This is a genomic window from Pedobacter sp. GQ55 (assembly GCF_059758925.1).
Map to the genome: position 1 here is coordinate 953,975 of NZ_JCAXEI010000001.1, position 26,096 is coordinate 980,070.

Genomic DNA, 26,096 nt, shown 5'->3' on the forward strand with positions numbered 1-26,096 from the left:
TGTAGAAAATTGAAATGGAGCCATAACAGGTTAATTATGAGGGTTGAAAATGAGGTCGAAAAGGGTTTTATTTAAGCGAAGTGGCTGAAAAGAACTGAATGTTTGAACTTTGATGAAGGAAGGAGGCACATTGGTTGAATCTGGCTTTCTACATTTTTTATGACCATAACATTGCCTAACTTTGTGTCAATAATAACAGCATGTCAGAAAAGCAGAATATAGAATATAAGCAATCCTGGAGGGATGAATACCTGAAATGGATACGTGGTTTTGCCAATGCGCAAGGAGGCGTGATGATAAGATTTGCTCCACAGTGTGTAGCGAATTGACTTGGGACCATATTGTTTCTAAACAGTATTGAATGTGAAAATCTACTGCTAATATTTATAGAAGCAATACATAAGCAATATACCGAGTAATATTCAAATTAAATTTGAATATTACTCGGTATATTGCTTATCTTTGATTTATGATCGAACGTAGAATACAACAAGAACTGGATATGTTGCTTAAGACATTTCCAGCTGTCGCTTTGCTAGGTCCAAGACAAGTAGGGAAAACTACGCTCACCCGTGAATTGTTAAAAAACAGTCTGCAGGAAGTGATATATTTTGATCTTGAAAATGATGATGACATTGCGCGTATGGAGAATCCTGCATTCTTATTTGAACAATATAAAGATGCTTGTATAGTTCTTGATGAAATTCAACGTGTACCAGATCTATTCCGACAATTAAGGCCTATTATTGATCAGAATAGAATGGCCGGAAGGTTTATACTTACTGGTTCAGCATCACCAGCATTGGTTAAAGGGGTTTCTGAATCTTTGGCTGGTCGTATTGCTTTTGCTGAAATGTCACCGGTGAATCTATTGGAAGCGATTGGTAGTGGCATTTCGCAAGAGCAGCATTGGTTTAGGGGAGGCTTTCCTACTGCACTAACAAGTACTACCGATCAGCAATTTTCTTTATGGGCAGAAAACTTTATCAGGGCATATATAGAGCGTGATCTTAGCCTGCTTTTTGGAGTCAACCTTTCCGAGGTACTTATCCGTAATTTTTGGTATATGTTGGCTGCAAATACCGGAAGCATTTGGACCGCAGAAAATTATGCCAGGGCATTGGGTGTGAGTAGCACAACAATTAAGAGATATCTGGATTTTATGGAGGGGGCTTTCATGGTTAGGCAATTACCCGCATGGTATATCAACGTGGGAAAACGAGTAGTAAAAGCACCCAAAGTTTATATTCGGGATAGTGGCTTACTACATCAGTTAAACCGAATCAAAAGCAGTGCTGAACTTCCCTTAAACCTGATTGTCGGCGCTTCCTGGGAAGGTTATGTCATTGAGCAGATTTATCAGCTGAAACCGAGGCATCTGGAGATGTATTATTACCGCACGCAACATGGAGCCGAATGTGATGTTATATTGGTAGATGGGCTTAAACCTGTTGTTGCTATTGAAATTAAATACGCCACAGTTCCGACTCTTTCTAAAGGCTTCTATAATGTATTGGATGATTTGCAGATCGGGAAGGCATTTGTAATCACACCTGGCGAAAAGCAGTATGCTTTGGATGAAAAAACGATAGTTAGTGGTCTGCAATTTTTCTTAAAAAATATTTTAAATGAACTGTGACTTTATAGTTCATATAAGCACGCTTTCGTATTGTAAATAGTTTGCTTTTAGCTACTTCAGCGTTGTTCTAAGTACTCCTGCTAATGGTTCAATCTGGTATAGGGGGAAGAGCAGATTAGTTTAGAACACTTGTTGCTACTTTAAACCCCAAACGTCATTTTGGCTTACAATGTTTCTTTTTTGACGAATTTCTGGCTTTATGGAATGTTCACTTTTGCATAGTTCAATCTAAACATGAATACGTTTATTCTAATCATCGCCGTGCGCTGTATGGGCAGATCCCAAGACAGTATAACTAACTGGGGTATCAGGTTCAGATATATTGTACCGGAACTGATCGATACAAGGACAATGAAGCCTGCCAGTCCATAGACTATATGGATCGATGTACCCTACTCATACTTCAAAGCATCAACTGCATTCGCACGGGCTACTTTAAACGTTTGAAAACTTACAGTTAGCACCGCTATGAATATGGATAGCAGCATAGCGATTAAAAAGGGCCAGGCATCAATATCGACTTTATAATCGTATTTCTGCAGCCACCTGTTAATTAGGATATAGGCTATCGGAATGGCAATTATATTTGACAGCACCACTAATTTTATAAAATCTTTATTCAATAAAATAAGTATGCTCCTTAAATTAGCACCCAATACCTTACGAATGCTAATTTCTTTGTTACGTTGTTCTGCCATGTAAAAAGCCAATCCCAGAAGGCCAAGGCAGGAAATAAAGATGGCAAAGCAGCCAAATAAGCTCGAAAGGGTACTTAACAGCTTTTCATTTTTAAGTTTATCAACCATTTCCTGATCGATAAATTGCAAATTGATCGGATAGGAGGGATTAAGGCGCATGGTCAGGTCTTTAATGATCTGTGTGGATCTGCTTAAATTTTGCGAGGGGTTTAAACGTAACAACAGCATGGTACTTGGCTTAATCCCGTAGTAAAAGAGGGTTGGCTGGGGCGCTGATATCATGGAAGAATTGCTGTAATTTTTAAGCACACCAATTACAGTAAGCACCCTGCCTTCCCATTTGATCACGGTACCTACTGGATTTTTAAGCTGCATGGTCTTTACCGCAGATTCGTTTAGGATCACTGAGCTTGAGCTGTCTGCGGCGAATTTTGACGAAAAATCCCTCCCTTCAAGCAGTTTTGCGCCTACTGTTTTGGTGAAATCATATCCTATGCTCCGGTGATTGAATGAAATGCTGGTGTTTGCGGGCTTGCCAGGCCAATAAACCTCACCGGTGACCGATCCCCCATTTGCTGCAAAAGAGTTGGCATACTCAGTCGCGTAAGTGATTGCACCTGCAGCGTGTAATTCCTTTTTAAGCAATGCTAATTTTCCAGGTTTCACCAGTTCTCCTTCAATTGCTAGCTGTGCCAGGTTGTCTTTTTGAAAGCCCAGGGGTTTGTTTTGGATAAATCTGATCTGATTGTAAATGACAATAGCGCAAATGATCATACAAATAGAAAGGCTGAATTGCATCACAACCAAAATCTTGCGAACCGATAGTGAGCTATGTCCGGAACCTTTGAAACCTTTCAAAATCTTGATCGGAATAAAAGAGGAAAGATAGAAAGCCGGATAGCTTCCTGCCATTAATCCGGTGATCACTACCAGCGAAATCAAAGCAGTCCAGAAGGTATAAGAGTTATAATCCATTACCATCTGGATTTGCAGCAGTTGGTTTAGTTTGGCTAAGCATAGCTCGGTGAGTACAAATGCAATAATGATCGCGAAAAGAGAGATTAAAAACGACTCAAAAAGAAATTGTCTCGCTATTGATGTTCTGGAAGATCCCAAGGTCTTTCTTATTCCAACCTCTCTTGCCCGTTTCTCTGATCTTGCCGTAGAAAGGTTCATGTAGTTGATACATGCGATAAGTAAGACGCAAAAAGCCATAAAAAGGAACAGCCTTACCTGATCAATTTTTCCGCCCACGGAGCCCCCGTTTTTGAAATCGTCGTATAAGTAAACCTTGCTGTAAGGAAACAGGAAGGCTTCCATGATACTGCCCGGAGCATTTGCAGCAATCAGCTTTCTTAAGCCGGCATCAGCCGCTGCAAAGCTTTCCTTGCTCACTAAACTAATTACAGTAAGGGTATTTACACTGCCCCAGCTGCTATTTTTTACGTCAGGATTTTCTTGTTCGAAAAATGCCCAGGGCATTAATACGTCAAATTTATTGCTTTGATTTTGGGGGATATCTTCAATGACGGCCGAGACTTTTAACCATTTTCGGTTATCCCATTTGATACTCTTACCAATCGGATCACTGTCTCCGAAAAATCTTTTGGCGGTACTTGCCGTAATCAACACACTCTGGGGAGTAGTCAGTGCGGTAGCAGCATTCCCTCTAAGGAACTGATAATTGAATATTTTTAGAAAGGAAGGGTCGGCATAAATCACCCGTTCCTTAGACGCATTTTCACGATAGTTGAACAGGTTAATTTGCTCGGTAGTAAACCTGGCCGCGTGGGATATACCCGGTAAGGTACGCAAGGCTGTCGGAGCCAGTATATTTGGCGAAGCATCAAACGTAACCAGCTCATTATTTAACTTAATGTTTAGCTTGGTATAATAGATCTTATCAATGTCTTTAAACTGCTTATTATAACTCCATTCATAGCTTACATATAGGAGCAGGAGCAGACAGCAGGTTAGCCCAATAGCCAGCCCACCAATGTTGATCAAGGAAAAGCTCTTGTTTCTCCAAAGATTCCTTAAAGCAATTTTTAAACTAATCGTATACATAGTGCTCTTTTTTCCATATATGTCTAACAATATGCCAGAAAAAAAGTGCTTGTAATTGCTTTGGCCATGCGGTTTGCGTGATTTTGATGTTCGTTATTGGACAGCGCATTGTTCAATAATGTACAGCCCGGGCCTGGTCAGGGCAGATGGTTTGCCAAGAATTTTTTCCTTTGTTTTTGCTATCCCCTATATGATCCCGAAGTTCAAAGATCCCGCGTTAACCGTTGACCGTCGCTATTTCATTTTATCCTTTTAAGATCCAGGTCATGAAAATCGAAACTAAAATCAATACTAGGGGAGATACCTTTCATTTTTATGGAAATAGCTTTACCGGATTCACCCAAAGAAAACATTGCAAAGGCATCACAATTCACATCCTGATATTTCCATTTTACAGCAAATGTATTTGCGTTATAAAAATACATTTGACCATTCAATTTCGGAGATCGTAAGCTTTTAATGTAAAGCTGCTTATCTTTTAAAAACACTTCCATTTTTCCAAACCATTTATCTTCATAGGTGCCTGTAAAATTCTTGGCTTCTATTTTAACGTTTTTAGCGGAATCAACCTTTTCCCAGACTTTTTTAGTAATCTCATCTACATACCCTGCATTTTTTTTAGTTCTCTCAAATGCAATATCTATCCATCCGGCATCATCCAGCCCTAGATAGGCGTCCATAATTGCTCTGGTAACTGCAAAAGTAAGATTACCCCCACCGCTTTCTGTATTTGTTAAAATAACTATTCCCAAATTGAGATCAGTCACCAGTGTAACTTGCGAGAGCATTCCGGGCAAGCCGCCCGTATGTGACGCCACTAAATTTCCCTTCATATCATTTAGAATCCACCCCAGGCCATAGCCATTAAAATGCGTATTGTATCGCTCGGATAGGTAATTGGGCAAAACCGTATGTATCTTCCACATCTCCCCACTGTTCCGTGCAGAGAACAATGTGGATGTCAATCCGCTACCGTACTTGCCCCTATTGAGCTGCATCATCATCCATTTAGACATATCCGATACATTCGAATAAATTCCACCTGCTGCACTAATCATCCCGATATCGAACAGGTCGATTTTCTTTATCGTACCCGAGGTATTGGAATGCGGTACCGCATAATTATTTTTACCTTTTGTGCTTCCAACTGATGAATTGCTCATCTGTAACGGATCGAAGATGCGTTTTTGAATGAATGAATCATAGCTCATGTGACTAACTCTTGCGATGATTTCACCCGCAACAATGTAAAGCAAATTATCATAATCGTATTTTGTCCGGAAGGCAGAGCCGGGCTTGAAATATTGGAAGGCATTTAATACATCCTTAATCGTAAAATCCGAACTGTCAGGGATAAACATCAAATCTCCGGCTCCCAGGCTAAGCCCACTTCTGTGGGTTACAAGATCTATGATATTGAAGTTGTCGGTTACATATTCATTGTACATCTTGAATTCTGGAATATGTTCCTTCACCTTGTCTTCCCACTTTAACTTTTCCTCATCTACTAAAATAGAAAGCGCTGCCGTTGTGAAAGCCTTGGTATTGGATGCGATTTGAAAGTTGGTTAGCTCATTAACAGGTACTTTTTCTTCTATGGAAGTTAATCCATAGCCACTTTGGTGAATTACCTTTCCGTCTTTAACCACAGCAATGGCGGCTCCGGCAACGTTGAACTTTGTCAGTGCATCTTTCATTAGTGAGTCAATTTTACGCGGAGAAATTTGAGCTGAACTTGCTATGGCGATGCACGCGAGCAGCATGTTGAACGATAAAGAGGTTATTATTTTCTTCATAATGACTTTTGTTAAATAGGTAAATACCTGAGACAAAGGAATGGCAAAGAAATCCAGAAAAATTGTAAAATTGTTACCAGTTAAATAAAAAGCCAGACAGTTGAATCATTCGTATTTACCTTTTTAAAAAAGGTTTTGGGGTTGACGTTCGTTAGCGTTTTAAAATCTTTAATGAAGTGGGATTGGTCATAGAATAGATTTTCGTAGGTTAACTGTGTAAGTTTTTTTAACTCCCCGTTGTTGATTGCACTTCTAAACCGGTATATTTTACGGTATTCGCTTGGTGATTTGCCAAGATGCTTCAGTATCACTTTGTTCAGGTGTTTTCTGGAGATCTGATGTCTTTTCGCAATGTGCTCTATTTTGTTACCAGATTCAATCTCTGTTAAAATCTCTTCTACGAATGTTAGATCTTTAACGATCAGCTTGGATAGCCAATAGGCTTCCAGTGCTTCTCTCTGTAGTTCTCTGTTCTTGATAGCAAAGATTTTTTCATAGCATCTCCCGAAATCCAGATGAGGTGGAGTGAATTCCGTCATTTTGTTTTGCTTAAATATAATTTCAGGATCACTCACGAAATGGCTTATGCCAAGTGGCTTAAAATAAATGGTTATCTCATGAATGGGTTTTTCATAATATACTTCAATTGGTTGATTATAATGATGTACCGTACTGGCATGAATGTTCTGTTCTGTTGAAGGCACAATAGCAATTTTATGCTCGCTGAGCATTACAGAGGATTGAAAATTTACGGTAACGATGCAATAATTATTAGGAAAGGTCCAATATCGTTCGGTCCCCTCTGTACTATTTTCGTACATAAAATAGTAGCCTTCAATATACCGCTTTAATATAGGATTACGAGGTATATAAAATTCCAAATTCAAGTTCATTTTCTTCATGTGCATCTTCTTTTTGTTTATTAGACAAGGGCTGTACGCTATTGTTGCATACGATTTATCCAATTTTCAATTACAGACGCTTAAAAAAGATATCGGACTTCAGCTCTCTATTGGACCACTGATCGATATCACCGCTAGGAAACACACATTTGTCTAGTAGTCAGGTGAGTTGTTTAATAAATCACTAGTGTGTATGTTTTGGTGAAAATATACACACCAAAACATACACACATGTTGACTTTTTGGTTATTTTTTCGGTCCCTTCTTGTTCAGGTAACCACACCCATATAATTCATAAATCTTTGATAATGGAAGATCTGGCCTTCTTTTTGGGTAAATCTACATTGGTGTTTTTTCTTGAAATCACTACTAAGGGGTTCTGCAAAATGGCCACCTGCAATGTTGGCTAAACGTTCCATATCCTTCAAGAAACTATGTGACAGAAGGTTTTCGACGAGTACATATTTTTAACACTGTGTTAGCATGGTGTTAAAGTTTCTTCTGAGAATTATTAAAGGGGGGCTGCAAACATAATCTGCAGCCCCCCTTGTTAATGACAAGCATTTTATGTAAACTTGATATAATTTTAAGGTCAACATTTCATGGACACAAGGAAACAAACATTTGATCAGGCCGAATTGGAACTTTTAAAAGAAGGCCTCAAACGAAGCTATAAAGACCGTTTTGAAATGGCTACGCGTTTGTATAAAATACAACAGACCATGGGTAAGGCCTCTATATCACATAAACCATTTATCAGTAAATAATTTGTGGACATCTTTGATGAAGAGATACTCAATTTTTGGAGAGCATTTCAAGAGTATAATGTGCAATATATTATGGTCGGTGGTTAGGTGACCAATTTACACGGCTACCAACGTTTTACAGGTGACTTAGCTATCTGGTTAAAAGACACCTTAGAAAATAGAAAGCAGTTGAGAAAAGCATTTGTAAAATGTAATATGGGAGATTATCCACTAATCGAAACCATGCAATTTATACTTGACTGGACCGATTTTCACCTTAACAATGGTCTCCGTTTGGATATACTCATTGAAATGAAGGGGCTTGAGGGATATACCTTTGACGAATGTTTGGAAATGGCCTCTATTGCGGATATTGACAACGTAAATGTTCCTTTTTCGCACATTAATCAACTAATTGAGAATAAGAAGATTGTTAATCGCCCAAAAGATCAGATTGACGTAGCCGCACTTGAACAAATACGAAAGTTGCGAGATGATTTTTAGTCCGATACAATCTGTTTTTGATTTTAGCTTCAACAATTTTTTCAGCCTGTAGACAGAGGATTGTCATTATTTGAGGAGGGAGCGGTGTAATCAAACCAAACCTTATCCCGTGATAATTACATATACCACTGCACCTACCAAATTGAGAAGTGTAATAAGGCTTAATAACCTGTAGACCTTGCTTCTTGCTTTGCGGTCAAAGTATTTATTTATCTCAATCATGTTAGTTAAAAATCATGTAATAAAGTAAAAGATGAAATACCAATAGTCCAATAAGAGAAAGTGGTTTAGATAAATTGAATTGCTTATTGTTGAGTTCGTTATTTTCCATTAAGTAAATATACCAAAAAAATAATTAAAAATGATCGATACGATATTTGAATCCTTGCCAGTTTACCAGTAGGTCTGGAACTTATGAATATCCCTGATTTTCTTCATGTCTTCAATGAAACTGTTCGTTAAATAAGAATTTAGGAGTACGATTTTTATAAAAGCTTATAAATTAAATACTTATTGGCTTTTATTTTTTCAATAATACAGTATTATATACAGTTCTATTTTGGGTGATTAATTGTCAAACTCAATACAAGGCCAAACCATAACCTCATTGACAAGCTCTCCTTGATGATAGAATAAATAGGTGACGCTGCTCATTTTAAGCCCAGTCGGCTCAATATGCAAATCAGCTTTAGCAGTAATATTTGCAAATTGGTTAGTGGTGTACAAGAAAGGTTGCTCTGAAGAAACGTAAATTAGTATATTATTATTCTTTCCATCAGACATGCCCCATCCGCGTTTTGCAAAGTAAACAGATAAAAGCTTACATCTAGCTTTTACATAAGCGCTTGATTCCTTGACTTTCATATCTTGAAGTTAAGGAATCAAGCGGTATCGCCAAAACTGGACACGCTAAATGAGCCAATAAGGAGGAGATAATATATTATGTTGCTATGGGGGTTGGTAGATTTAAATAGCTAATATTTTATTTTTGCTATGCCTAAATGTTTAACTATTTTTTGCAAAAAAAACAAATGAACCTTGGAGAACTAAAAAACAATGCATTTAAGGCGATCGCTCAATTATTTGGGACTACTATTCGGGATTTTAGAGTAGAACAATTGGAACAGCTTCCCTTGTTCTTCCAACTATCGTGAGTTAAAGTTATACTTAACGGTTCCTTTCTGAAAAAAATATCCTTTAGGTTTCCTGTTCACTTTAAGACACACTGTCCACAATGAGACAGTTAAGTTTTGTTTAGTTACTGTAACTATTTCATTTACATGTGTTTGTCTCTGGCATTTCTATTGGAATACTGGGTTCAAATTATTGTAAATATGGACCGTGAAATTTCATCCAAAGAACAAGCCTGGAGAAGAACCAGGATATACGTTGTCGTTACCATTGTCGTTGTGGCAATCGCTTTCGGATTTATTCAATTTAAAAATATACTTGAACCGGCGGTGAAACTCAGCTCCCTGACTACGTCAATTGCGGAAACAGGTAGGATGGAAGCAACGGTGCCCGCATCGGGCGTCATCACACCGGAATATGAATTCTCCATCAGTTCTCCGGTTAATGCGAGAATTGAACAGGTACTTTTTAACGCTGGTGAAAAGGTCTTAACTGGGCAGTCGATTCTGCGCCTGAACAAGGAAGCTTCCTTGCTGGCCTTTGAAAAACTGAACGAGGAACAGCATGTCAACCGTAATAAAATAAACCAATTGTCCCTGGGTCTGGAGAAGAGTCTTGATGAACTGAAGACACAGTATGCCATTAAGCGGATGAAAATCAGTAGCCTGGAAACAGCATTGGAGCATGAACAATCGCTTTTAGCGATTGGTGGAAGTACAGATGAAAATGTCAAACAGGCTCGTTTGACTTTAAATGTAGCGAAACTGGAACTACAGCAAATCAAAAAACAGATGGATAACCAGAAGGCCACGATGCAGGCAGACCTGAGGAGCCTGGGCTATGAAATAAACATCCGTGAAAAGGACATTAAAGGGATCAGTGATAAACTGAAAAATGCCTCCATCTCCTCGCCCCGAAATGGGGTAATCACCTGGGTCAACAGCAAGATCGGTTCAGAAATCAATGAAGGGGAAGAACTGGTACGTATTGCCGACTTAACCAGTTTTAAAGTGGAAGCGAGCATTTCTGATACGTATGCAGACCAGGTCAAATCGGGCAGGACCGCCTTGGTTAGGATCGATAAAAGTGACCTGCGTGGTACGATCAGCAATGTACAGCCGGCAGTGGAGGACGGAACGGTAAAATTTGCCATCAATTTAAGCGACAAAAACTCAAAGCTACTCCGCGCCAATTTAAAAGCCGATGTTTTCGTGGTCACTTCCTATAAAGAACATGCGTTAAGGGTAACGAATGGTGCTGCATTTACCGGGTCGGAAGAACAAAAGGTGTTTGTGGTTGAAGGTGATCATGCGCTGTCCCGTAAAGTGAAAGTGGGGGAAAGCAGTACCGACTATATCGAGATCCTTTCGGGCATAAAAGTAGGAGAAAAAGTCATTATCTCAGAGATGCAGGACTTTATCCACCTTGACAAAATAAAGATCAAGTAATTAAACTTAAATAAGCTACAAGTCTATGTTCAAGCCCATCTTATTACTTGCGGGATTCCTCATCACTATACCTGGAAAAAGCCAGGGCATCAGTGATACGCTAAAACTAAACCTGACTGAAGTGATCGGGATTGCAAAGGTGCATTCCACTGCGGCAGTGCAGGCAGTAACCATTCGGGAGAACCAATACTGGCAATATCGAACGTTCAAATCAAATTATAATCCACAGTTAACGCTCGACGGAACATTGCCTCAGTTCAGTAAAACGAATATCCCGGTGATCCAGCCGGATGGAACGGTAGAATTTAAACCGGTGATTAACGATAATTCACAACTCAATCTGGGGCTGACACAAAATATCGGCCTGACTGGCGGACAGGTATTCCTGGGTTCCAATGTATTGAGGTTCTCAGATTTTGACCGCAAGCAAACCCGTTACAATGGGAATCCACTGATCATAGGGCTGAACCAGCCATTGTTTGCATTCAACTCGCTGTCCTGGGATCAGAAGATTGAGCCGCTGCGGTATGAAGAATCTCAGAAAAAGTACAGGGAAGATATGGAAGTGGTGGGCCGGGACGCCTCAGAACTCTTCTTCGGTCTACTGATCGCGCAGATTAACAAGGATATTGCAGCTAAGAACCTGTCGAACAACGAGACCATTTATAAAATTGGCGAGGGGAAGGCTGCCCTGGGAAAATTATCAAAAGATGAATTACTTCGCTTGAAGCTGGGAGTATTGAATGGCAGGAAAGCGGTAGCACAGGCAAATGTAGATGCAGAAACCGCTGACCTGCAATTGAAATCTTTTATCGGCTTGTCTGCTACCAATCAGATCCAGCTCCTCCTTCCTGAAAACTTATTGACTTTCAAGGTCGATGGTGCAGTTGCCATTGCGCAGGCAAAAGAGAACCGCCAGAAAGTGATAGAGTTTAAAAGGGCCCTGCTAGAAGCAGATCGGGAGGTGGCTAAGGCAAAGGGCGAAAATGGCTTAAAAGTAAACCTGTTCGGTACTTTTGGATTGACCAATGTCGCAGATCAGCTTCCGGGAATTTATAGCAATGCCAAAGACCAGCAGGAAATACGGCTTGGTTTTCAGATTCCCATTCTGGACTGGGGCCGATCCGCCTCAAGGGTCAAAACAGCACAGTCCAACCGCAAACTGATAACCGCTACCATTAAGCAGGCACAAATAAATTTTGAGCAGGAGATCTTTACCACCCTGAGACAGTTTTCCATGATCAAGGAACAAATGCAAACCAATGCGGAAGCAGATGTCACCGCAAATGAACGTTATGAAATCGCAAAAAAGAGGTACTTTCTGAACGATCTGAGCATCACCGACCTGAATATTGCACTGCAGGAAAAGGATCAGGCACGCCGTGATTACATCTATTCCTTAAAAAGCTTCTGGAATGCTTATTTCAACCTCCGGCTGCTGACACTTTATGATTTTGCCACGAATAAAAAAATATAAACCTACCATTCTATCAGCTCACAACATAAAAAACGGAATCATATGAAACACTTTATTATTTTAATGCTCAGTACGCTAACTTGTAGCCTTTGTGCCGGACAATGCCCTAAAAACCTGTTTTTGAAATTTAGCCAGGTCACGGAAATCAGGGATGAAGCCGTACTCTTGTCAAAACCGAGGGGATCATCCGCTTTAGTCAGGACAGCATCCTGATCAGTTCTAAGGTAAACGGGGAGGACAGGGTGATTGGAAGTACGATTGATTCTATTTCCGCATGCGCATGGGACAGGGAAATTCAAAACGGTATGAGCAGCTACAGCCTGTTGAGTAGCAAAATTCCGGGCGAGCCCAGGGACAAATCAATGCTCATTTTGACGGGTGAAAATGGAAAATTAATGGTAACTTTTAAACCACCAGGAGCGGAACTTCAATTTCTCATTACTGAATGTAAAATCATAGAATAACAACTATTAACTCAAATTGAAATGATACAATTATCTAACATAGAAAAAATTTACCGTACCAAAACCATTGAAACAACGGCCCTTAATCAGATCAACCTTAACATCAATAAAGGTGAGTTTGTGGCCATCATGGGACCTTCGGGCTGTGGTAAAAGTACCCTGCTGAATATCATGGGGCTATTGGATACACCAACTGCGGGATCCATCGCGATCGATCAGAAACCGGTGAATTCGCTGAGCCGCAAAGGCCTGGCTGCATTCAGAAATCTTAAACTGGGATTTGTTTTTCAAAGCTACCACCTGATCAATGACCTTTCGGTCATTGACAATGTAGAACTGCCGCTGCTGTACCGTAGAGGTATTTCCGGTGCAGAAAGACGCAAAAGGGCGCTGGCGGCTTTAGAGAAAGTGGGCCTGAGCGCCCGTAGCAAGCATTACCCCAATCAGCTTTCGGGCGGACAACGTCAGCGTGTTGCTATTGCTCGCGCCATTATTGGCAATCCGGAAATCCTGCTTGCAGATGAGCCCACAGGGAACCTGGACAGCGCTATGGGAGAAGAGGTGATGAATTTAATGCTGCACCTGAATAAAACCGATGGGACAACGATCGTTATGGTCACCCATGATCAGCACATGGCAAAAAAAACGCAGCGGATCATTCATTTCTTTGATGGCCAGCAGGTCAGTTAACCGGTATAACCTAGAAATCATGTTAAAAAATTATATAAAACTCACTTTTAAAGTGATGCTTCGCAAGAAGTATTATACAGCACTCACCCTGATTGGCATTAGCCTGACCATTATGGTAATCACGGTATTTGCCTCCTTTCTCGATCAGATCGTCAGTGCCAATGCACCGGAAGTCCGCCGGGAAAGGACCCTGATACTGGATAAGGTATCGGTATATAAGGGCGGTAAAAAAACAGATGCGGTACCCAGCATCGGCTTTCTTCAAAAAAACATACACGATTTGGAAAGCACCGAGGCCATTTCCTATTTTACCACCAGGCAGTTTATTTCTTTTCTTAATGGAAAGACTGCCGGTCATGTGCTCAAGTTTTCCGATGCAAATTTCTGGAAGATCACCGATTTTGATTTTTTGGAGGGAAAACCTTTTCATAACAGCGAAGTCAAAAAAGGTGCACGGGTTGCGGTGATCAATGAAAAAACCAGAAGTTATTTCTTTAAGGATGGCACTGCGCTTGGTAAGATATTTCCGATACACGGAATTTCTTATCAAGTGATCGGTGTGGTGAAGCCTGCAACGCCTTTCAGTAGAATTTATGCGGATGTGTATGTTCCTTTTACTACGGACATCAATATCCAACGGACGGATAGAGCATTGGAAGGTACTTATAATGCCATGTTGCTGGCAAAAACGAATGACCTGAAAAAGGTACGTGCGGAGTTAAGAGGGCTCCTGAGGAAGGCAAATCCGGTTTCCGGTGCAGATTCGGTAAAGGTACATGCATTCAGTGCATTGGAACAATTTGCTAAAAGCAGCTCTTTTAATGATGATGAACCCGAGTATGGAAAGACGGCAATCATCATCAGCATCGTACTGATCCTTTTTCTGCTGATCCCCGCAATTAGTCTGGTGAACATCAATGTTACCCGAATCGGCGAACGGGCAGAAGAAATTGGCATCCGTAAATCGTTTGGGGCGACTTCCGGTACCCTGGTAGGTCAACTGGTGACTGAAAACATTATCATCACCCTAATAGGTGGATTGATCGGGCTTGGTTTATCTATTTACGCTTCGCAGTTATTGGTCCAGTTTATCAATACTTTCGACCCTTTATTCAAAATGCCGACCGACAGTTTTATCATCAGTTGGCGGGTATTTGGCTTCTGTCTCTTTAGTTGCCTGTTACTTGGACTGGTCTCCGGGATTTATCCAGCCTGGAAAATGTCCCGAATGGATGTCACCTATGCACTGAAAGGAGGGAATAGCTTATGATTTTGCACTTGTTTAAAATGATCATGCACAGGAAAAAAGCGAATTTCTTCCTGTTACTGCAGTTGTTTGTCACCTTTACCGCTTTATTTCTGTGTTTGGGATTGAATTTGAAGAAGTTAGGTAACTATTTCAGGCCACTGGGTTATCAGTATGAAGATGCCTGGCTAGTCTCACTTGATTTTCAACAGATGCCGGAGGAAAAGAAACTGACCTATAGTGCACTGATTAAGCAAAAGCTACAGGCCATTAAGGAGATCGAACTGGTAAGTGGTACCCAGGTAATTCCCTTTCTACAATGGGGCGATGAAGAAAAGATCACCTATAACAGCCAAACCAGCAAAGCCCTGGGATTTGGAGTGGATGAGGATTATTCGAAGCTGCTGGGCATTAAGTTAATCGAAGGACGATGGTTTACAGCTAAAGATGAGGTGTTAAATGCGATTCCGATTGTCATTACTGAAGATCTCGCTGAACGTGATTTCAAGGAGGGAAGCCCTATTGGAAAGACGATTTTGGTCGGTGCCAAATCCGCCAGGATCGTCGGCGTATCAGAGGCGTTCAGAGAAAATACAGGAGCTGATCTGAGTCCAGGATTTTTTCTTCCATTGAAAACCGCTGCGACAACTTATTTGCTGAAATCAAAAAACACGAACAACTTCCAGCCACTGGAGGAACAGATCAGGAAAACTGTCAACTCGGTTGACGCTTCACAAATCCTGATCAAGCAGAACATTTCTTTGACCCTGGTCAAAAAGTATGCACAGAAAACAGATTACATTCAGTTGAGTATCACTTTACTGGTGTTTGCATTTTTGCTGATCAATGTCTTTCTGGGAATCTCGGGGGTATTTAGCTATAATCTTTCAAAGCGTAAAGCCGAAGTTGGTCTGCGGGTGACCATGGGAGCAAGTCCGGGGGATGTATTGAAACAATTTCTCCTGGAAGCCATGGTACTGACGACCTTAGGTATTTTACCTGGTGTACTGATCGCGGGTCAGCTATTAATTATGCAATACTTAGACCTCTATTATGGAACTTTGAGTATTTTAGGGTCTGCGTTATTTTTGTATTTGCTGATGCTCAGTTGTGCTTTCTATCCGAGTCTGAAAGCAGCGCGGCTTAACCCTTCGGATGCTTTACATGAAGAATAAACTTTTTAATTTGTTCCTATGATTTTGATTATTGATGATGATATTGCGGTATGTACTTCATTGAACCTGTTGTTGAAACAGAACGGATTCAAGTCCATCAAGGCAAATGGCAAGGAAGAAGCACTCGAACATCTTAAAGAGAAACCAATAGCTGCTGTCTTGCTGGATATGAATTTTTCCATGGAAACCTCGGGAGAAGACGGACTGGCGATGCTGCGGCAGATCAAAAAATCAAGGCCCCTGCTGCCAGTCATTTTAATGACTGGCTGGGGCTCGATCAAACTGGCGGTGGAGGGGATGAAACTCGGGGCAGCAGATTTCATCAATAAACCATGGGACAATGACCACCTGATGCGCGCCTTAAGAACGGCCCTGGATTTATCTACCGAACAGGATAGCCCTGGTGCAATGACCCGAAAGAAGCTGAATGATAAATATGGTTTTGAAAACATTGTCGGAGAAGATCCGCAGCTTTTAGAGATCCTCCAGACCATTGCGAGGGTTGCCGACACTGACGCATCAGTACTGATTATCGGAGAAAGTGGCACGGGGAAGGAACTCATCGCTGAAGCCATTCACCAGAACAGTTCCCGCAGGAATAAGGCCTTTGTTAAGGTGAACCTTGGAGGCATTTCTTCCAGCTTGTTTGAAAGTGAGATGTTCGGCCATAAACGCGGTGCTTTTACCGATGCACGCAATGATAGGGTAGGCCGCTTTGAGCTGGCGGACAAAGGCACTATTTTTTTAGATGAAATAGGGGATTTGGACTTAAACAGCCAGGTAAAGCTATTACGGGTACTACAAGATCGTAAATACGAGGTGCTGGGGGACAGCCGGACCCGGGCGGTGGATCTTCGTGTGGTTTGTGCGACCAACCGTGATCTGCGGGAGATGATCGTTGCGGGAAATTTTAGAGAAGACCTTTACTACCGCATCAACCTGATCATTATCCGTTTACCACCCCTGCGGGAACGTGCAGAGGATATTCCGATTCTAGCCAATTACTTTCTCCGTAATCTTAAGGAAATTTATCAACGGCCCAGGTTGCAAATTGATAACAAAGCCTCGAACTGGTTGAAATCACTTTCACTCCCTGGCAATATCCGCGAACTTAAAAACCTGATTGAACGTACAGTATTGCTCAGTGAGGGGGATGACCTCGATATCAAGGATTTTGAACAGCACCTGGAAGTGCAACGATTATCAAATACCTCCATGACCTTGCCAGCTGTGGGGACATTGTCGATTGATGAAATGGAGCTTTCCATGATCAGGAATGCGATGGATTTTCATCAAAACAACATCAGCAGGGTGGCTAAAGCACTGGGTTTAAGCAGAGGGACGTTGTATCGCAAACTGGAAAAATACCATATACCCTATGAAACTCAAAGCTAAAGTCTTACTGGGAGTAATTGCTGTTCATGCGGTATTTATCTATCTACTCACGAAACTTTATACGGCAGATCGCACTGCATTTTTTATCGGGGAAATCGCGCTTTTTGTTTCATTGCTGCTTTCTTATTGGCTCTATCAGTCGATAAGCCGGACCTTCGATATCATCTCCTCGGGAATTGAAAGCCTAAAAGACAAGGATTTCAGTGCCCGGTTAAGCGAAATTGGTCACCCGGAAACGGATGAACTGATCCATGTCTACAACCTGATGATCCAACAGTTGCGACATGAGCGCTTACTGCAGGTGGAAAAAAGTTCTTTTCTGGGAAAACTGATTGAGGCATCTCCTTCCGGGATCATCATATTCGATTTTGATCGACTTATCGCTTCTATAAATCCTGCTGCAGCCAGCATATTTGACCTGCAGCAAGATGAGGTTCTAAGAAAGTCATTAGGCCAAATCGGCGGAAGACTTGCTGAGGAACTATTAATGTTAGAAGCAAATGAAGCCAAAGTAATTAACCTGGATGGGATAAAATCTTACAAATGCCACAGCGCGACCTTTACTGACCTGGGATATTCCCGGGCATTTATTACAATTGAAGAGCTAACCAGTGAGATTTATCTAAAGGAAAAAAATGCTTACGAGAAGGTGATCAAAATGATGTCTCATGAGGTGAACAATTCGATCGGTGCCATCAATTCAATGCTCAACAGTTGCTTAAATTACAAGCATCAGCTGAACGAGGAAGATCAGGAAGATTATGATGCGGCCTTAAACACTTCCATTAACCGCAACCACAGTTTGAGCGAGCTGATGTCGAATTTTGCCAGAGTCGTCCGTGTTCCTGAGCCCATTAAGCATACTGTTGAATTGGTCTCCTTGCTTCGTTCTGTCGTTTTGCTTATGGAAGCCGGCGCGAAGAAAAAACAGCTGAACTGGTTATGGGATCTGGATGCACTTGTATTTGAAACTTTTGCGGATGCCCAGCAACTAGAACAAGTCTTCATCAATATACTGAAAAATGCGATTGAGGCCGCAGACCCGTTGGGGACGATACGCATCAAAACGTTATTTGCAGAGCAGATGATTTCAATTTCCAACACCGGACCCGGAATCTCAAATGAGGTGAGCCGGCAGCTATTCTCCCCATTCTTTAGTACGACAAAAAACGGGCAGGGTATTGGACTGATGTTAACAAGAGAGATTCTTTATAATCATAATTTTAAATTTTCTTTGCAAACTATTGGAGAATGGACAGAATTTAAAATTGCTATGCCTAGCAGAGAGAACAGCATACCTTAAGCGAACCGAAGTCGATCAGGGTTAAATTCCGGCAAACAATAATTAATACTATCAGGGTTTATCAAGTTTCGTACTAAGCCTTGTATATTTCGGAATTTCACTGAAATATATACCGAATGCAAGCTATCTGTAAATAACAAATTTGTATATTCCTAGCGAACTATCTAATTATGGAATATTGAAAAACGCCATATTTACTCTTGCTATTATTGCATTATTTTCGGGGACATTTAATTCCGCTTCTGCGCAAAAAGACGCAGGTGTTCGGATCATTTCCGGAAAAATAGCGAGCTTTGAGCTTTTCGATTCCGAAATCACCTTTAATTTACCTCTTGATGGGAAACTGATCGGCTTTGACGCTGCCTGCTCAGGAGAAATATTTTACGATTTGAATGATAGAATTAGAAAATATTTGACATGGCAAAAAATCTTACTCATCCGGATGTAATCGCCAGCGGCATTACTGGCGTTAATTTTAAAAGGACAACGTATCAATAACGGGGGTAACTCAATATGGAAATTATGTTGCGACGGTGAAAGACTGGCCAGCATTTCTCGCGGAATATACTAATTATAAAAATATGGGACGAGATGCTTATAATAACTCCTATCTTGCAATTGGGGGTACTGGAACCAATCAGCCTCCCGGAGTTAGATTCTTAACAAAATTTGGTGCCTTTTCAAATTTGTTTAAGTCTAACCCAAATAGTTCAGACTATGAAGCATTAAGACTTAATTCAAGCGGCGCAGTAGAGTTAATACCTTGCCCGTAATTAATTAAATATTAAACTATACAGGTATGAAAACAATTATAATAATCAGCCTAATCTCCTTTCTAGCACTTATAAATTTACAGGAACCTTTAAGTAAGGTAGCGTCTGTTAAAGCTCCTGGTAATGTGGAGAAGAAAAGCAAGGAAGTAATCTTATCGTATGAGAAAGAGAACTTTAAACGTGCTGCAATTAAAGGATTAAAAAACATTTATAAAGTAGGAGACGTATTGATAGGCTTCGAAGACTTTGAACATCCCGCAGGTTACAACACCACTCTTGAAGAGCGTAGGGATCGAATCTTGGGAGAAGGAGAGGAAATACTTGCAGCTGGGACCAATGATAAGGTAGATATCGTAACGCTCAACGGCACAAAATATCTTATTCGCAAACGCAACAAGGGTGACGAATATTTTTACTATTTTATGTCTGAGGATAAAAATAAAAAGGGGTTAAAAGGACGTATTGAGTTTAAAAAGAAAGATCTCGCGCAAGGGGAAGCTGTACTTCAGGATTTTTTAAAGGGCGTCAAATTTAAATAATCCTCTGAATTGACCATTGAGCTAGGGAGGCTAACGTCTCCCCAATTGCCTGATCTTCTATAAAAGATAACAAAGCCGCTGGCACACGCTTGCGTAAAGCTTATTTAGATCTCAAGAACCTGGCAGCCGAAGGCCGTACCGAAGTTCAGGAACTAAAAAACAACGAAAGTAAATGGCAGGAAATAACTGTTTTGGGTAAAATCCTGCTGGATTTTCGGCAGGATTTTTTTATTTTCTTGTCGAAAAAAAACATTCCAAGACGACTCTTCTATTTCAAGGCACTCACAATGAAAGCTGCCAGGGATACGATCAGGGAAAACGAAGCAAAAATAATCCCCAGTTCATTGTTCTTCATCCCTCTATAGTTAAAAAAAGCGGACGAGGCCAATTGCTGAAATCGGCAATCCTCTAATGCACGCATTCCTTTGACCGTGATTCGTACACCATTATCCTCTTCACGAGCTTCAATCATTCCGATACAGTTCAGGTACAGCAAAGCGGCGCTGATATCCGGTGCCGTTGCGTTCCATTTGATTTCTTCATTCATGTGCCGAACAATTCTTTCAAAAAAGTCATCCGGCAAACAGTATTGGCGATCTGCCAGTGTTTCAAGTAAAACCGCGTACAGATGATGTTTACGATAAATGCCCAGTCCATCCTGCGAACTGGTTCCTGTTAAAAGAGAGATATCAATCATGTTATATTAAGGTAAATGTCTGCTGCAAATATAACCAACAATCACACACGGTGCCCAATAGGGCGTGTCAATCGCATCGAGTTTACCGATGTATATGCTTCGGGAAAAGTAGCCATGATAGGCCTCTTTAGTTTAACAACTGTGTATTTCGGAGACAGTGGTTCTTCGTTACCTTTTGGTGAAAACTCTAAGTTTGAAATTTATCTGACCTAGCAGACTATTTTTTAGGTGACCTTTTGGTGAACTAGAATAGTCTTTGTTAACCTTGTTCAACGTATTTCTACTAAAGGCTTTTGCATCTAAGGGGGATTGGAAGATCGCTTTATTAAATGAATTCTATTAGGCGGCAAATCTCATTTTATGGTGGGATTTAAAAAGAAGGGTTCAAGTATTTCCCTATGTTTCTCTCCCCAATGCGCCGTAGTTTCGATTACAGGTATCAAGGTTTCACCCAGTGCTGTGAGTTCATATTCCACCTTTAAAGGTAACTGATCAAAAACCGTCTTGGAGATTATGCCCAAAGTAGTTAGCTGTTTCAATTGGGTATCTAAAAGGCGTCGTGATGCTTTTGGTATGCGGCGATGTAATTCACCGGGCCTTTTAATACCCAGATGAATGCACCAGATTAGTGCAATCTTCCATTTGCCATTCATTACCTCCATAAAAAGATGAAGACCACATTCAAGATCAATGGGTAGCTTTCTTTCATACATCATGCAAATATAGGTCATCAGCTTGTCTTTTCCGATATGGCTAAATTTAGCCGTACTTGATTTTTTTATAAGGCTTTTCGACCTTTAGCACATGAAGAATAAATTATTTGGAACATATACAGGACTACCTGCTAGTGAACTTGTACTTGGGGCGGCAAATTTGGGTAGTCGCCGTGGATACGGTGCTGACCAGAAAGATATTGAAAAAATCTTGACCACCTATGCAGATGCTGGCGGTAATTTTATTGATGTGGCAGATCAATACCAGCTTGGTGAGGCGGAAGAGGTTGTTGGAAGGTTCATTGAAACTCAGCGTCACAATTTTATCATCAGCACCAAATATACCCGAAGCGCAGAAAACGAGCCCTCACCATTGAATTCAGGGAATCATCGCAAAGCAATGAGGCAAGGTGTGGAGGCCAGTTTAAAAAGGCTTAAAACAGATTACATAGACATTTTTATGCCGCATTATGATGATGGGCTTACCCCAATCGATGAAATTGTCCGTGGCCTGGAAGACCTGGTCAAATCGGGGAAAATTCTATATACAGGCCTAGCTAATTTTCCTGCGTGGAAAGTAGCGACGATTGCCAATACTTTCTCTCTTACAGCATTACAAATGGAATATAATTTAGTTCAGCGAACTGCTGACCGCGAGCTAATGGACGTATCTGCTCATTTTGGATTGGGCAGAATGCTCTATTCTCCACTGGCTGGCGGGTTGCTGACTGCAAAATATCGTAAGGGAGCTTCTGGACGCTTGAATATCGGTTCCTCTAACGAATATGTAGAAGATCCTAAAACCAAAGCTATCATTGATGAGTTGGAACTGATTGCAATCGAACTCAATGCAACAGTAGGCCAGATAGCATTTGCATGGACCATGACTAAAAATGCTTTTCCGATAATAGGGGCCAGAAAGCTATCTCACCTAGAAGAAAGTCTTCAAGCACTAAAGGTAATACTATCTCCAAATCAATTACAAAGACTGGAAAAGGTTAGTGCCATTGAAATGGGCTATCCACACGATCTACTCCAAAAGGTTCAACATAAATTGGACAAATAGAAGAGTATGCATTTCTTATGGGCGGTATCTTTTCGTATTTTTATATAATGTTCCGAGTAATATTCAAATTAAATTTGAATATTACTCGGAACATTATATAACTTTAATTCATGATAGAGATAATCAACACAGACCGAGCGGCGATGTCGAAACTTTTTTAAGTGATGTAGAATTAATTACAGACCTGAATCTCAAATTATCTGCTATATTTTTTTGCTACGATTTTCATAAAGAGTTTAACGTCGTCCGAAATAGTTCCATCACCAGACTTGTCAAAGTGCTTTTCTGATGCAGAATCGATACCCCATTCTGTTCGATCAATGATCAGCGTGCCAATCATCACGACAGTTCCGTCCATTCCTTCCTTAAAAAGCATGCTGGCTGGAAAAGTAACTGCCTTCGTGATCCCTTCCATGGTCAGGTTCCCTGTAACTTTTATTTTCGCGATCCCTTCAATGGTCATGTTCCCGTTCCTCCCTTCAGTTTTTCCATCATTCACTGTTTCAACTTTGGTAATTGAGAATGTAGAAACAGTGAATTTTTTGACATCAAAAAATGCAGGTAATTTATTGTGGGGACCCGGATGATCAAATTTTTGTTCAATTGTATTCATGTCGACTTCAATTGTACCTTCCACCAGGCGACGGCTTTCGATCAACAATTCTCCTTTTAATATATCGACGTCCCCTGTACCGGAACCATCACCAAGAAACTTAGAACCTTCCCATGAACCTAGTAGCATAGAGCCTTTCCATATTACAGCACTTTGCTTTGTATCTATGATATATTTTTTCTGACCCTCTTTACTATAAAAGTCCGTGATGGTCTTTCCATCATAACTGTAAGACAGCTAGAACGATATTTCAAACTGCATATTGGGATCAGTCCAAAAGAATTTATTAATATAACCCGCTTTCAGTTTGTGCATACTGCTATCGAGAAACAATCATCAAAGAAAAGTCTGTTGGAAATTGCTTTTGAACATGGTTATTATGACCATGCCCATTTGGCCAATGCCATAAAGGCTTATACGGGAGTTACACCTAAGGAACTATAAATTTTGTCGCATTTTTCCAAAGTCCGGATTAGCATTATCAATTACATTTGCAGCTATAATCTAACAACATCATGACCAGTACACCCGCACAGAACAAACTTAAGCACGAACAAATCCAATACCTGGAATTTCTCTCTAAAGACATTCAGCAGATCAAAAGATTTTATACCGCATGTTTTGATTGGATTTTTACGGACTATGGCCCTGATTACACAGCTTTTGAAGGTGACTATATTGATGGCGGCTTTACTTCAGGCATTCCTGTAAAGGGAAGCATATTGGTTATCCTTTATTCAAAGGATATTGAAACTACCAAAGAAAAAGTTATGAATGCCGGTGGTATAATAGCGCAGGATATTTTTAGTTTTCCAGGTGGAAGGCGTTTCCACTTCATCGATCCTGATGGTAATGAACTGGCGGTTTGGTCTGAATAAACCACTAAATTCAAGTAAAATGAAAAGAATAATTACCATCATAACTTTGGGCTGTTTACTCTTAACCGCTTGTCAAGATTCGTCCAACCCTATAAAGTCTTCAACGTTACAAACGATAAATACAAATACCATGACTTATCCGGTAAAAATCATTAGCATTTCCATAAACAAGTCCGCCAGGGAGGTATACCAATTTGCTTCAAATCCTGAAAATTTCCCAAAATGGGTAGATTTTATTGATTCGATAAACAAACAGGGAGAGCTTTGGCTGGCAAAAACTAAGATTGGCACCATGACAATAAAATTTGCCTCCTCAAATGATTTTGGAATTATAGATCACCAGGTCACATTTCCCAATGGAGAAACAGTCGACAATCCAATGCGGGTCATTGCTAATAACAGCGGTTGCGAGTTCACTTTTATGCTGTTTAGGATGCCAGGCAGAACAGATAGTGAATTCAATGAAGACGCAAAAGCTGTGACAAAGGATCTGCAAAATTTAAAGGAGATATTAGAACACTAAATTGGAATTTGGAAGGCTTTCATTTTAATTGATCTAAAAGTTGGTAACTTGCCCATCAGCATGTGGGTCAAATTCTAAAAAAAACCAGAAGTAGACAATCCAACAATAGGTATTATTCTTTGTACTGAAAAAAGTGAAACAGTAGTTACGTATTCAGTTATCAATGATAATCCCAGACTCTTCGCTACTAAATACATACCTTATCTACCTACAGAAGAAGAACTGATTGCAGAAATAGGGGGGGAAGTTAAAACTTAACCTTTTTAATAGTTAGTCTATCTTATGCGTAAATGATGAATTATCCTTTGAAACCCTCTGAGCAGACATGGATTCCATCCTTTTCGTAATCACCTCCCGCAGGTGATGGTCGTTGTCATCACCCCACTTGCCCAAGGCTGCTATAACAGGAATCAATGTTTTACCAAATTCGGTTAGGCTATACTCAACCTTTGGTGGCAATACAGGAAAAATAACCTTTGTCACCAATTCGTGAGACTCAAGTTCATTTAACTGCACATTCAGAACCCTTCTTGAAGCTTCAGGGATTTTGCGTTGTAATTCGCTTGGACGCTGGTAACCTTCATTGATAAACCAGAGCAAACGGATTTTCCATTTTCCATATAGTACCTCCCCAATTAGATCCAGCCCACAGTTGAGGTTCATTGCAATTTTCCTTTCGTACATAAGACAAATGTAACGCTATGTAACAAAATGGCAAATAAGGGATGAATTTATCCCTATCTGATTCGCTTTTCCGTACTTGCAAGGGCTGTCTGTATACCTGAAATTTGTCCTAAATAAATGAAGTATGGAACAATTTAATTTCGAGAATGAGTTGTCAGATAAAATCGCCTTGGTGACTGGTGGCACAAAAGGGGCAGGTAAAGCTATAGCAGAACGTTTGCTTAGGGCAGGAGCAACAGTTGTTATCAGTGCAAGAAATGATCCGGAGGAACCCAACCAAAACCTACATTTTATTGCAGCTGACCTAAGTACCCCAACTGGAACGCAAAAAGTGGTTGAGGAAGTATTGAGTCGGTTTGGCAGACTTGACATTCTGGTCAATAATCTTGGTAGTTCAGAAACGCCAGGCGGTGGATTTGCTGAGCTGACGGATGAGCACTGGGAATCTACCATTAGGGCAAACCTGCTTGCCCCAGTCCGCTTAGACCGTGGCTTCTTACCACAGATGATCGATCGTGGAAATGGGGTCATCATTCACATCGCAAGTATACAGGGCAGGTTGCCTTTGTACGATTCTACTTTACCGTATGCTGCGGCAAAAGCAGGATTGATCAATTACAGCAAAGGCTTATCTAAGGAGGTTTCGCCTAAAGGTATTCGAGTGCTTACCGTTTCGCCTGGGTGGATAATGACCAATTCTGCAATCAGGATGATGGAAAGAATTTCGGCAAGTTCAAATGGTACAATAGAACAGGCAACCCAAAGCGTGATGGATGCACTCGGGGGCATACCTTTCGGCAGACCTGCTGAACCGGCAGAGGTGGCGGAGCTCATTGGGTTTTTGGTTTCTCCAAGAGCAGGTTACCTAACCGGGACCGAGTATGTAATTGATGGCGGAACGATATCAACTATTTAATAACCTTAAAAAT

Annotated in this window: 28 protein-coding genes and 1 pseudogene; 21 read left to right on the forward strand and 8 right to left on the reverse strand. The window is 40.7% G+C overall.

Features of this window, described 5'->3' with window-relative positions; translation table 11 throughout:
* Window positions 1–200 precede the first annotated feature (200 nt).
* Window positions 201–329 carry an AlbA family DNA-binding domain-containing protein gene (locus tag AC6CH7_RS03965; protein WP_498261443.1) on the forward strand — a complete coding sequence of 43 codons (129 nt, stop codon included), beginning with the start codon at window positions 201–203 and terminating at the stop codon, window positions 327–329.
* A gap of 140 nt (window positions 330–469) precedes the next feature.
* The gene (locus tag AC6CH7_RS03970; RefSeq protein ID WP_498261444.1) at window positions 470–1,639 is read left to right on the forward strand and encodes an ATP-binding protein; all 1,170 of its coding nucleotides are present in this window, start codon (window positions 470–472) and stop codon (window positions 1,637–1,639) included.
* Window positions 1,640–2,031: 392 nt separating this feature from the next.
* Here AC6CH7_RS03970 and AC6CH7_RS03975 read toward each other — a convergent pair whose 3' ends face one another.
* The 3 genes from AC6CH7_RS03975 to AC6CH7_RS03985 all read right to left on the reverse strand — a co-directional run bounded on the left by AC6CH7_RS03975 (window position 2,032) and on the right by AC6CH7_RS03985 (window position 7,102).
* Window positions 2,032–4,404 carry an ABC transporter permease gene (locus AC6CH7_RS03975; protein ID WP_498261445.1) on the reverse strand — a complete coding sequence of 791 codons (2,373 nt, stop codon included), beginning with the start codon at window positions 4,402–4,404 and terminating at the stop codon, window positions 2,032–2,034.
* 239 nt (window positions 4,405–4,643) lie between these two features.
* Window positions 4,644–6,200 (reverse strand): serine hydrolase, encoded by a 1,557-nt coding sequence (locus AC6CH7_RS03980; RefSeq protein WP_498261446.1) that lies wholly within the window; start codon window positions 6,198–6,200, stop codon window positions 4,644–4,646.
* 80 nt (window positions 6,201–6,280) lie between these two features.
* The gene (locus tag AC6CH7_RS03985; protein ID WP_498261447.1) at window positions 6,281–7,102 is read right to left on the reverse strand and encodes a helix-turn-helix domain-containing protein; all 822 of its coding nucleotides are present in this window, start codon (window positions 7,100–7,102) and stop codon (window positions 6,281–6,283) included.
* Window positions 7,103–7,704: 602 nt separating this feature from the next.
* Here AC6CH7_RS03985 and AC6CH7_RS03990 point away from each other — a divergent pair.
* Together AC6CH7_RS03990 and AC6CH7_RS03995 are read left to right on the forward strand one after the other, a co-directional pair.
* On the forward strand, window positions 7,705–7,869 hold the full coding sequence (locus AC6CH7_RS03990) for a hypothetical protein (protein ID WP_498261448.1): 165 nt from the start codon (window positions 7,705–7,707) through the stop codon (window positions 7,867–7,869).
* An 87-nt stretch (window positions 7,870–7,956) separates the two neighbouring features.
* A complete protein-coding gene (locus AC6CH7_RS03995) occupies window positions 7,957–8,352 on the forward strand; it encodes a hypothetical protein (RefSeq protein WP_498261449.1) in 396 nt (131 codons plus the stop codon).
* A gap of 567 nt (window positions 8,353–8,919) precedes the next feature.
* Here AC6CH7_RS03995 and AC6CH7_RS04000 read toward each other — a convergent pair.
* Complete coding sequence (locus AC6CH7_RS04000; RefSeq protein WP_498261450.1) at window positions 8,920–9,216, reverse strand: hypothetical protein; 297 nt, start codon at window positions 9,214–9,216, stop codon at window positions 8,920–8,922.
* Window positions 9,217–9,686: 470 nt separating this feature from the next.
* On the opposite strand from AC6CH7_RS04000, the gene AC6CH7_RS04005 reads away from it, so the two are divergent.
* The 10 genes from AC6CH7_RS04005 (at window position 9,687) to AC6CH7_RS04050 (ending at window position 20,358) form a co-directional block, all read left to right on the forward strand.
* Window positions 9,687–10,931: an efflux RND transporter periplasmic adaptor subunit gene (locus tag AC6CH7_RS04005; protein ID WP_498261451.1), complete on the forward strand. Its 1,245-nt coding sequence runs from the start codon at window positions 9,687–9,689 to the stop codon at window positions 10,929–10,931.
* 25 nt (window positions 10,932–10,956) lie between these two features.
* Window positions 10,957–12,408: a TolC family protein gene (locus tag AC6CH7_RS04010; RefSeq protein ID WP_498261452.1), complete on the forward strand. Its 1,452-nt coding sequence runs from the start codon at window positions 10,957–10,959 to the stop codon at window positions 12,406–12,408.
* A gap of 485 nt (window positions 12,409–12,893) precedes the next feature.
* Window positions 12,894–13,562 carry an ABC transporter ATP-binding protein gene (locus AC6CH7_RS04015; protein WP_498261453.1) on the forward strand — a complete coding sequence of 223 codons (669 nt, stop codon included), beginning with the start codon at window positions 12,894–12,896 and terminating at the stop codon, window positions 13,560–13,562.
* A 19-nt stretch (window positions 13,563–13,581) separates the two neighbouring features.
* Complete coding sequence (locus AC6CH7_RS04020) at window positions 13,582–14,832, forward strand: ABC transporter permease (protein ID WP_498261454.1); 1,251 nt, start codon at window positions 13,582–13,584, stop codon at window positions 14,830–14,832.
* Between the two features lie 23 nt (window positions 14,833–14,855).
* Window positions 14,856–15,983 carry an ABC transporter permease gene (locus AC6CH7_RS04025; RefSeq protein WP_498261455.1) on the forward strand — a complete coding sequence of 376 codons (1,128 nt, stop codon included), beginning with the start codon at window positions 14,856–14,858 and terminating at the stop codon, window positions 15,981–15,983.
* Between the two features lie 18 nt (window positions 15,984–16,001).
* Window positions 16,002–17,378 (forward strand): sigma-54-dependent transcriptional regulator, encoded by a 1,377-nt coding sequence (locus tag AC6CH7_RS04030; RefSeq protein ID WP_498261456.1) that lies wholly within the window; start codon window positions 16,002–16,004, stop codon window positions 17,376–17,378.
* On the forward strand, window positions 17,362–18,681 hold the full coding sequence (locus AC6CH7_RS04035; RefSeq protein WP_498261457.1) for a sensor histidine kinase: 1,320 nt from the start codon (window positions 17,362–17,364) through the stop codon (window positions 18,679–18,681). The genes AC6CH7_RS04030 and AC6CH7_RS04035 overlap by 17 nt, the downstream gene beginning before the upstream one ends.
* 178 nt (window positions 18,682–18,859) lie before the next feature.
* Window positions 18,860–19,129 carry a hypothetical protein gene (locus AC6CH7_RS04040; RefSeq protein ID WP_498261458.1) on the forward strand — a complete coding sequence of 90 codons (270 nt, stop codon included), beginning with the start codon at window positions 18,860–18,862 and terminating at the stop codon, window positions 19,127–19,129.
* Between the two features lie 351 nt (window positions 19,130–19,480).
* Window positions 19,481–19,993 (forward strand): hypothetical protein, encoded by a 513-nt coding sequence (locus tag AC6CH7_RS04045; RefSeq protein WP_498261459.1) that lies wholly within the window; start codon window positions 19,481–19,483, stop codon window positions 19,991–19,993.
* A gap of 59 nt (window positions 19,994–20,052) precedes the next feature.
* On the forward strand, window positions 20,053–20,358 hold the full coding sequence (locus AC6CH7_RS04050; RefSeq protein WP_498261557.1) for an Hc1-related histone H1-like protein: 306 nt from the start codon (window positions 20,053–20,055) through the stop codon (window positions 20,356–20,358).
* Here AC6CH7_RS04050 and AC6CH7_RS04055 read toward each other — a convergent pair.
* On the reverse strand, window positions 20,262–20,690 hold the full coding sequence (locus tag AC6CH7_RS04055; RefSeq protein WP_498261460.1) for a hypothetical protein: 429 nt from the start codon (window positions 20,688–20,690) through the stop codon (window positions 20,262–20,264). The genes AC6CH7_RS04050 and AC6CH7_RS04055 overlap by 97 nt on opposite strands.
* Before the next feature lie 15 nt (window positions 20,691–20,705).
* Here AC6CH7_RS04055 and AC6CH7_RS04060 point away from each other — a divergent pair, with 15 nt between their 5' ends.
* Window positions 20,706–20,903, forward strand: coding sequence for a hypothetical protein (locus AC6CH7_RS04060; RefSeq protein ID WP_498261461.1), 198 nt, complete (start codon window positions 20,706–20,708; stop codon window positions 20,901–20,903).
* 140 nt (window positions 20,904–21,043) lie between these two features.
* Here the strand turns inward: AC6CH7_RS04060 and AC6CH7_RS04065 are convergent, their stop codons facing one another.
* Complete coding sequence (locus AC6CH7_RS04065; protein WP_498261462.1) at window positions 21,044–21,406, reverse strand: winged helix-turn-helix transcriptional regulator; 363 nt, start codon at window positions 21,404–21,406, stop codon at window positions 21,044–21,046.
* A gap of 88 nt (window positions 21,407–21,494) precedes the next feature.
* Between AC6CH7_RS04065 and AC6CH7_RS04070 the strand changes: the two genes are divergently transcribed.
* Window positions 21,495–22,469, forward strand: a complete 975-nt coding sequence (locus AC6CH7_RS04070; RefSeq protein WP_498261463.1) for an aldo/keto reductase — start codon at window positions 21,495–21,497, stop codon at window positions 22,467–22,469.
* 196 nt (window positions 22,470–22,665) lie between these two features.
* On the opposite strand, the gene AC6CH7_RS04075 is transcribed toward AC6CH7_RS04070, so the two are convergent.
* Window positions 22,666–23,319 (reverse strand): YceI family protein, encoded by a 654-nt coding sequence (locus AC6CH7_RS04075; RefSeq protein WP_498261558.1) that lies wholly within the window; start codon window positions 23,317–23,319, stop codon window positions 22,666–22,668.
* Here AC6CH7_RS04075 and AC6CH7_RS04080 point away from each other — a divergent pair.
* The 4 genes and pseudogenes from AC6CH7_RS04080 to AC6CH7_RS04095 all read left to right on the forward strand — a co-directional run.
* The gene (locus AC6CH7_RS04080; protein WP_498261464.1) at window positions 23,236–23,526 is read left to right on the forward strand and encodes a helix-turn-helix domain-containing protein; all 291 of its coding nucleotides are present in this window, start codon (window positions 23,236–23,238) and stop codon (window positions 23,524–23,526) included. The genes AC6CH7_RS04075 and AC6CH7_RS04080 overlap by 84 nt on opposite strands.
* A gap of 71 nt (window positions 23,527–23,597) precedes the next feature.
* Entirely contained in the window at window positions 23,598–23,960 is a 363-nt protein-coding gene (locus tag AC6CH7_RS04085) for a VOC family protein (RefSeq protein WP_498261465.1), read from the forward strand.
* A 19-nt stretch (window positions 23,961–23,979) separates the two neighbouring features.
* Complete coding sequence (locus AC6CH7_RS04090; protein ID WP_498261466.1) at window positions 23,980–24,483, forward strand: hypothetical protein; 504 nt, start codon at window positions 23,980–23,982, stop codon at window positions 24,481–24,483.
* Window positions 24,484–24,579: 96 nt separating this feature from the next.
* Window positions 24,580–24,741: pseudogene (locus tag AC6CH7_RS04095) on the forward strand (PDDEXK nuclease domain-containing protein); the annotation flags it as partial.
* A 12-nt stretch (window positions 24,742–24,753) separates the two neighbouring features.
* Here AC6CH7_RS04095 and AC6CH7_RS04100 read toward each other — a convergent pair.
* Window positions 24,754–25,167 carry a winged helix-turn-helix transcriptional regulator gene (locus tag AC6CH7_RS04100; protein ID WP_498261467.1) on the reverse strand — a complete coding sequence of 138 codons (414 nt, stop codon included), beginning with the start codon at window positions 25,165–25,167 and terminating at the stop codon, window positions 24,754–24,756.
* A gap of 124 nt (window positions 25,168–25,291) precedes the next feature.
* Here AC6CH7_RS04100 and AC6CH7_RS04105 point away from each other — a divergent pair, with 124 nt between their 5' ends.
* Window positions 25,292–26,083 carry an SDR family oxidoreductase gene (locus tag AC6CH7_RS04105; RefSeq protein WP_498261468.1) on the forward strand — a complete coding sequence of 264 codons (792 nt, stop codon included), beginning with the start codon at window positions 25,292–25,294 and terminating at the stop codon, window positions 26,081–26,083.
* Window positions 26,084–26,096 lie beyond the last annotated feature (13 nt).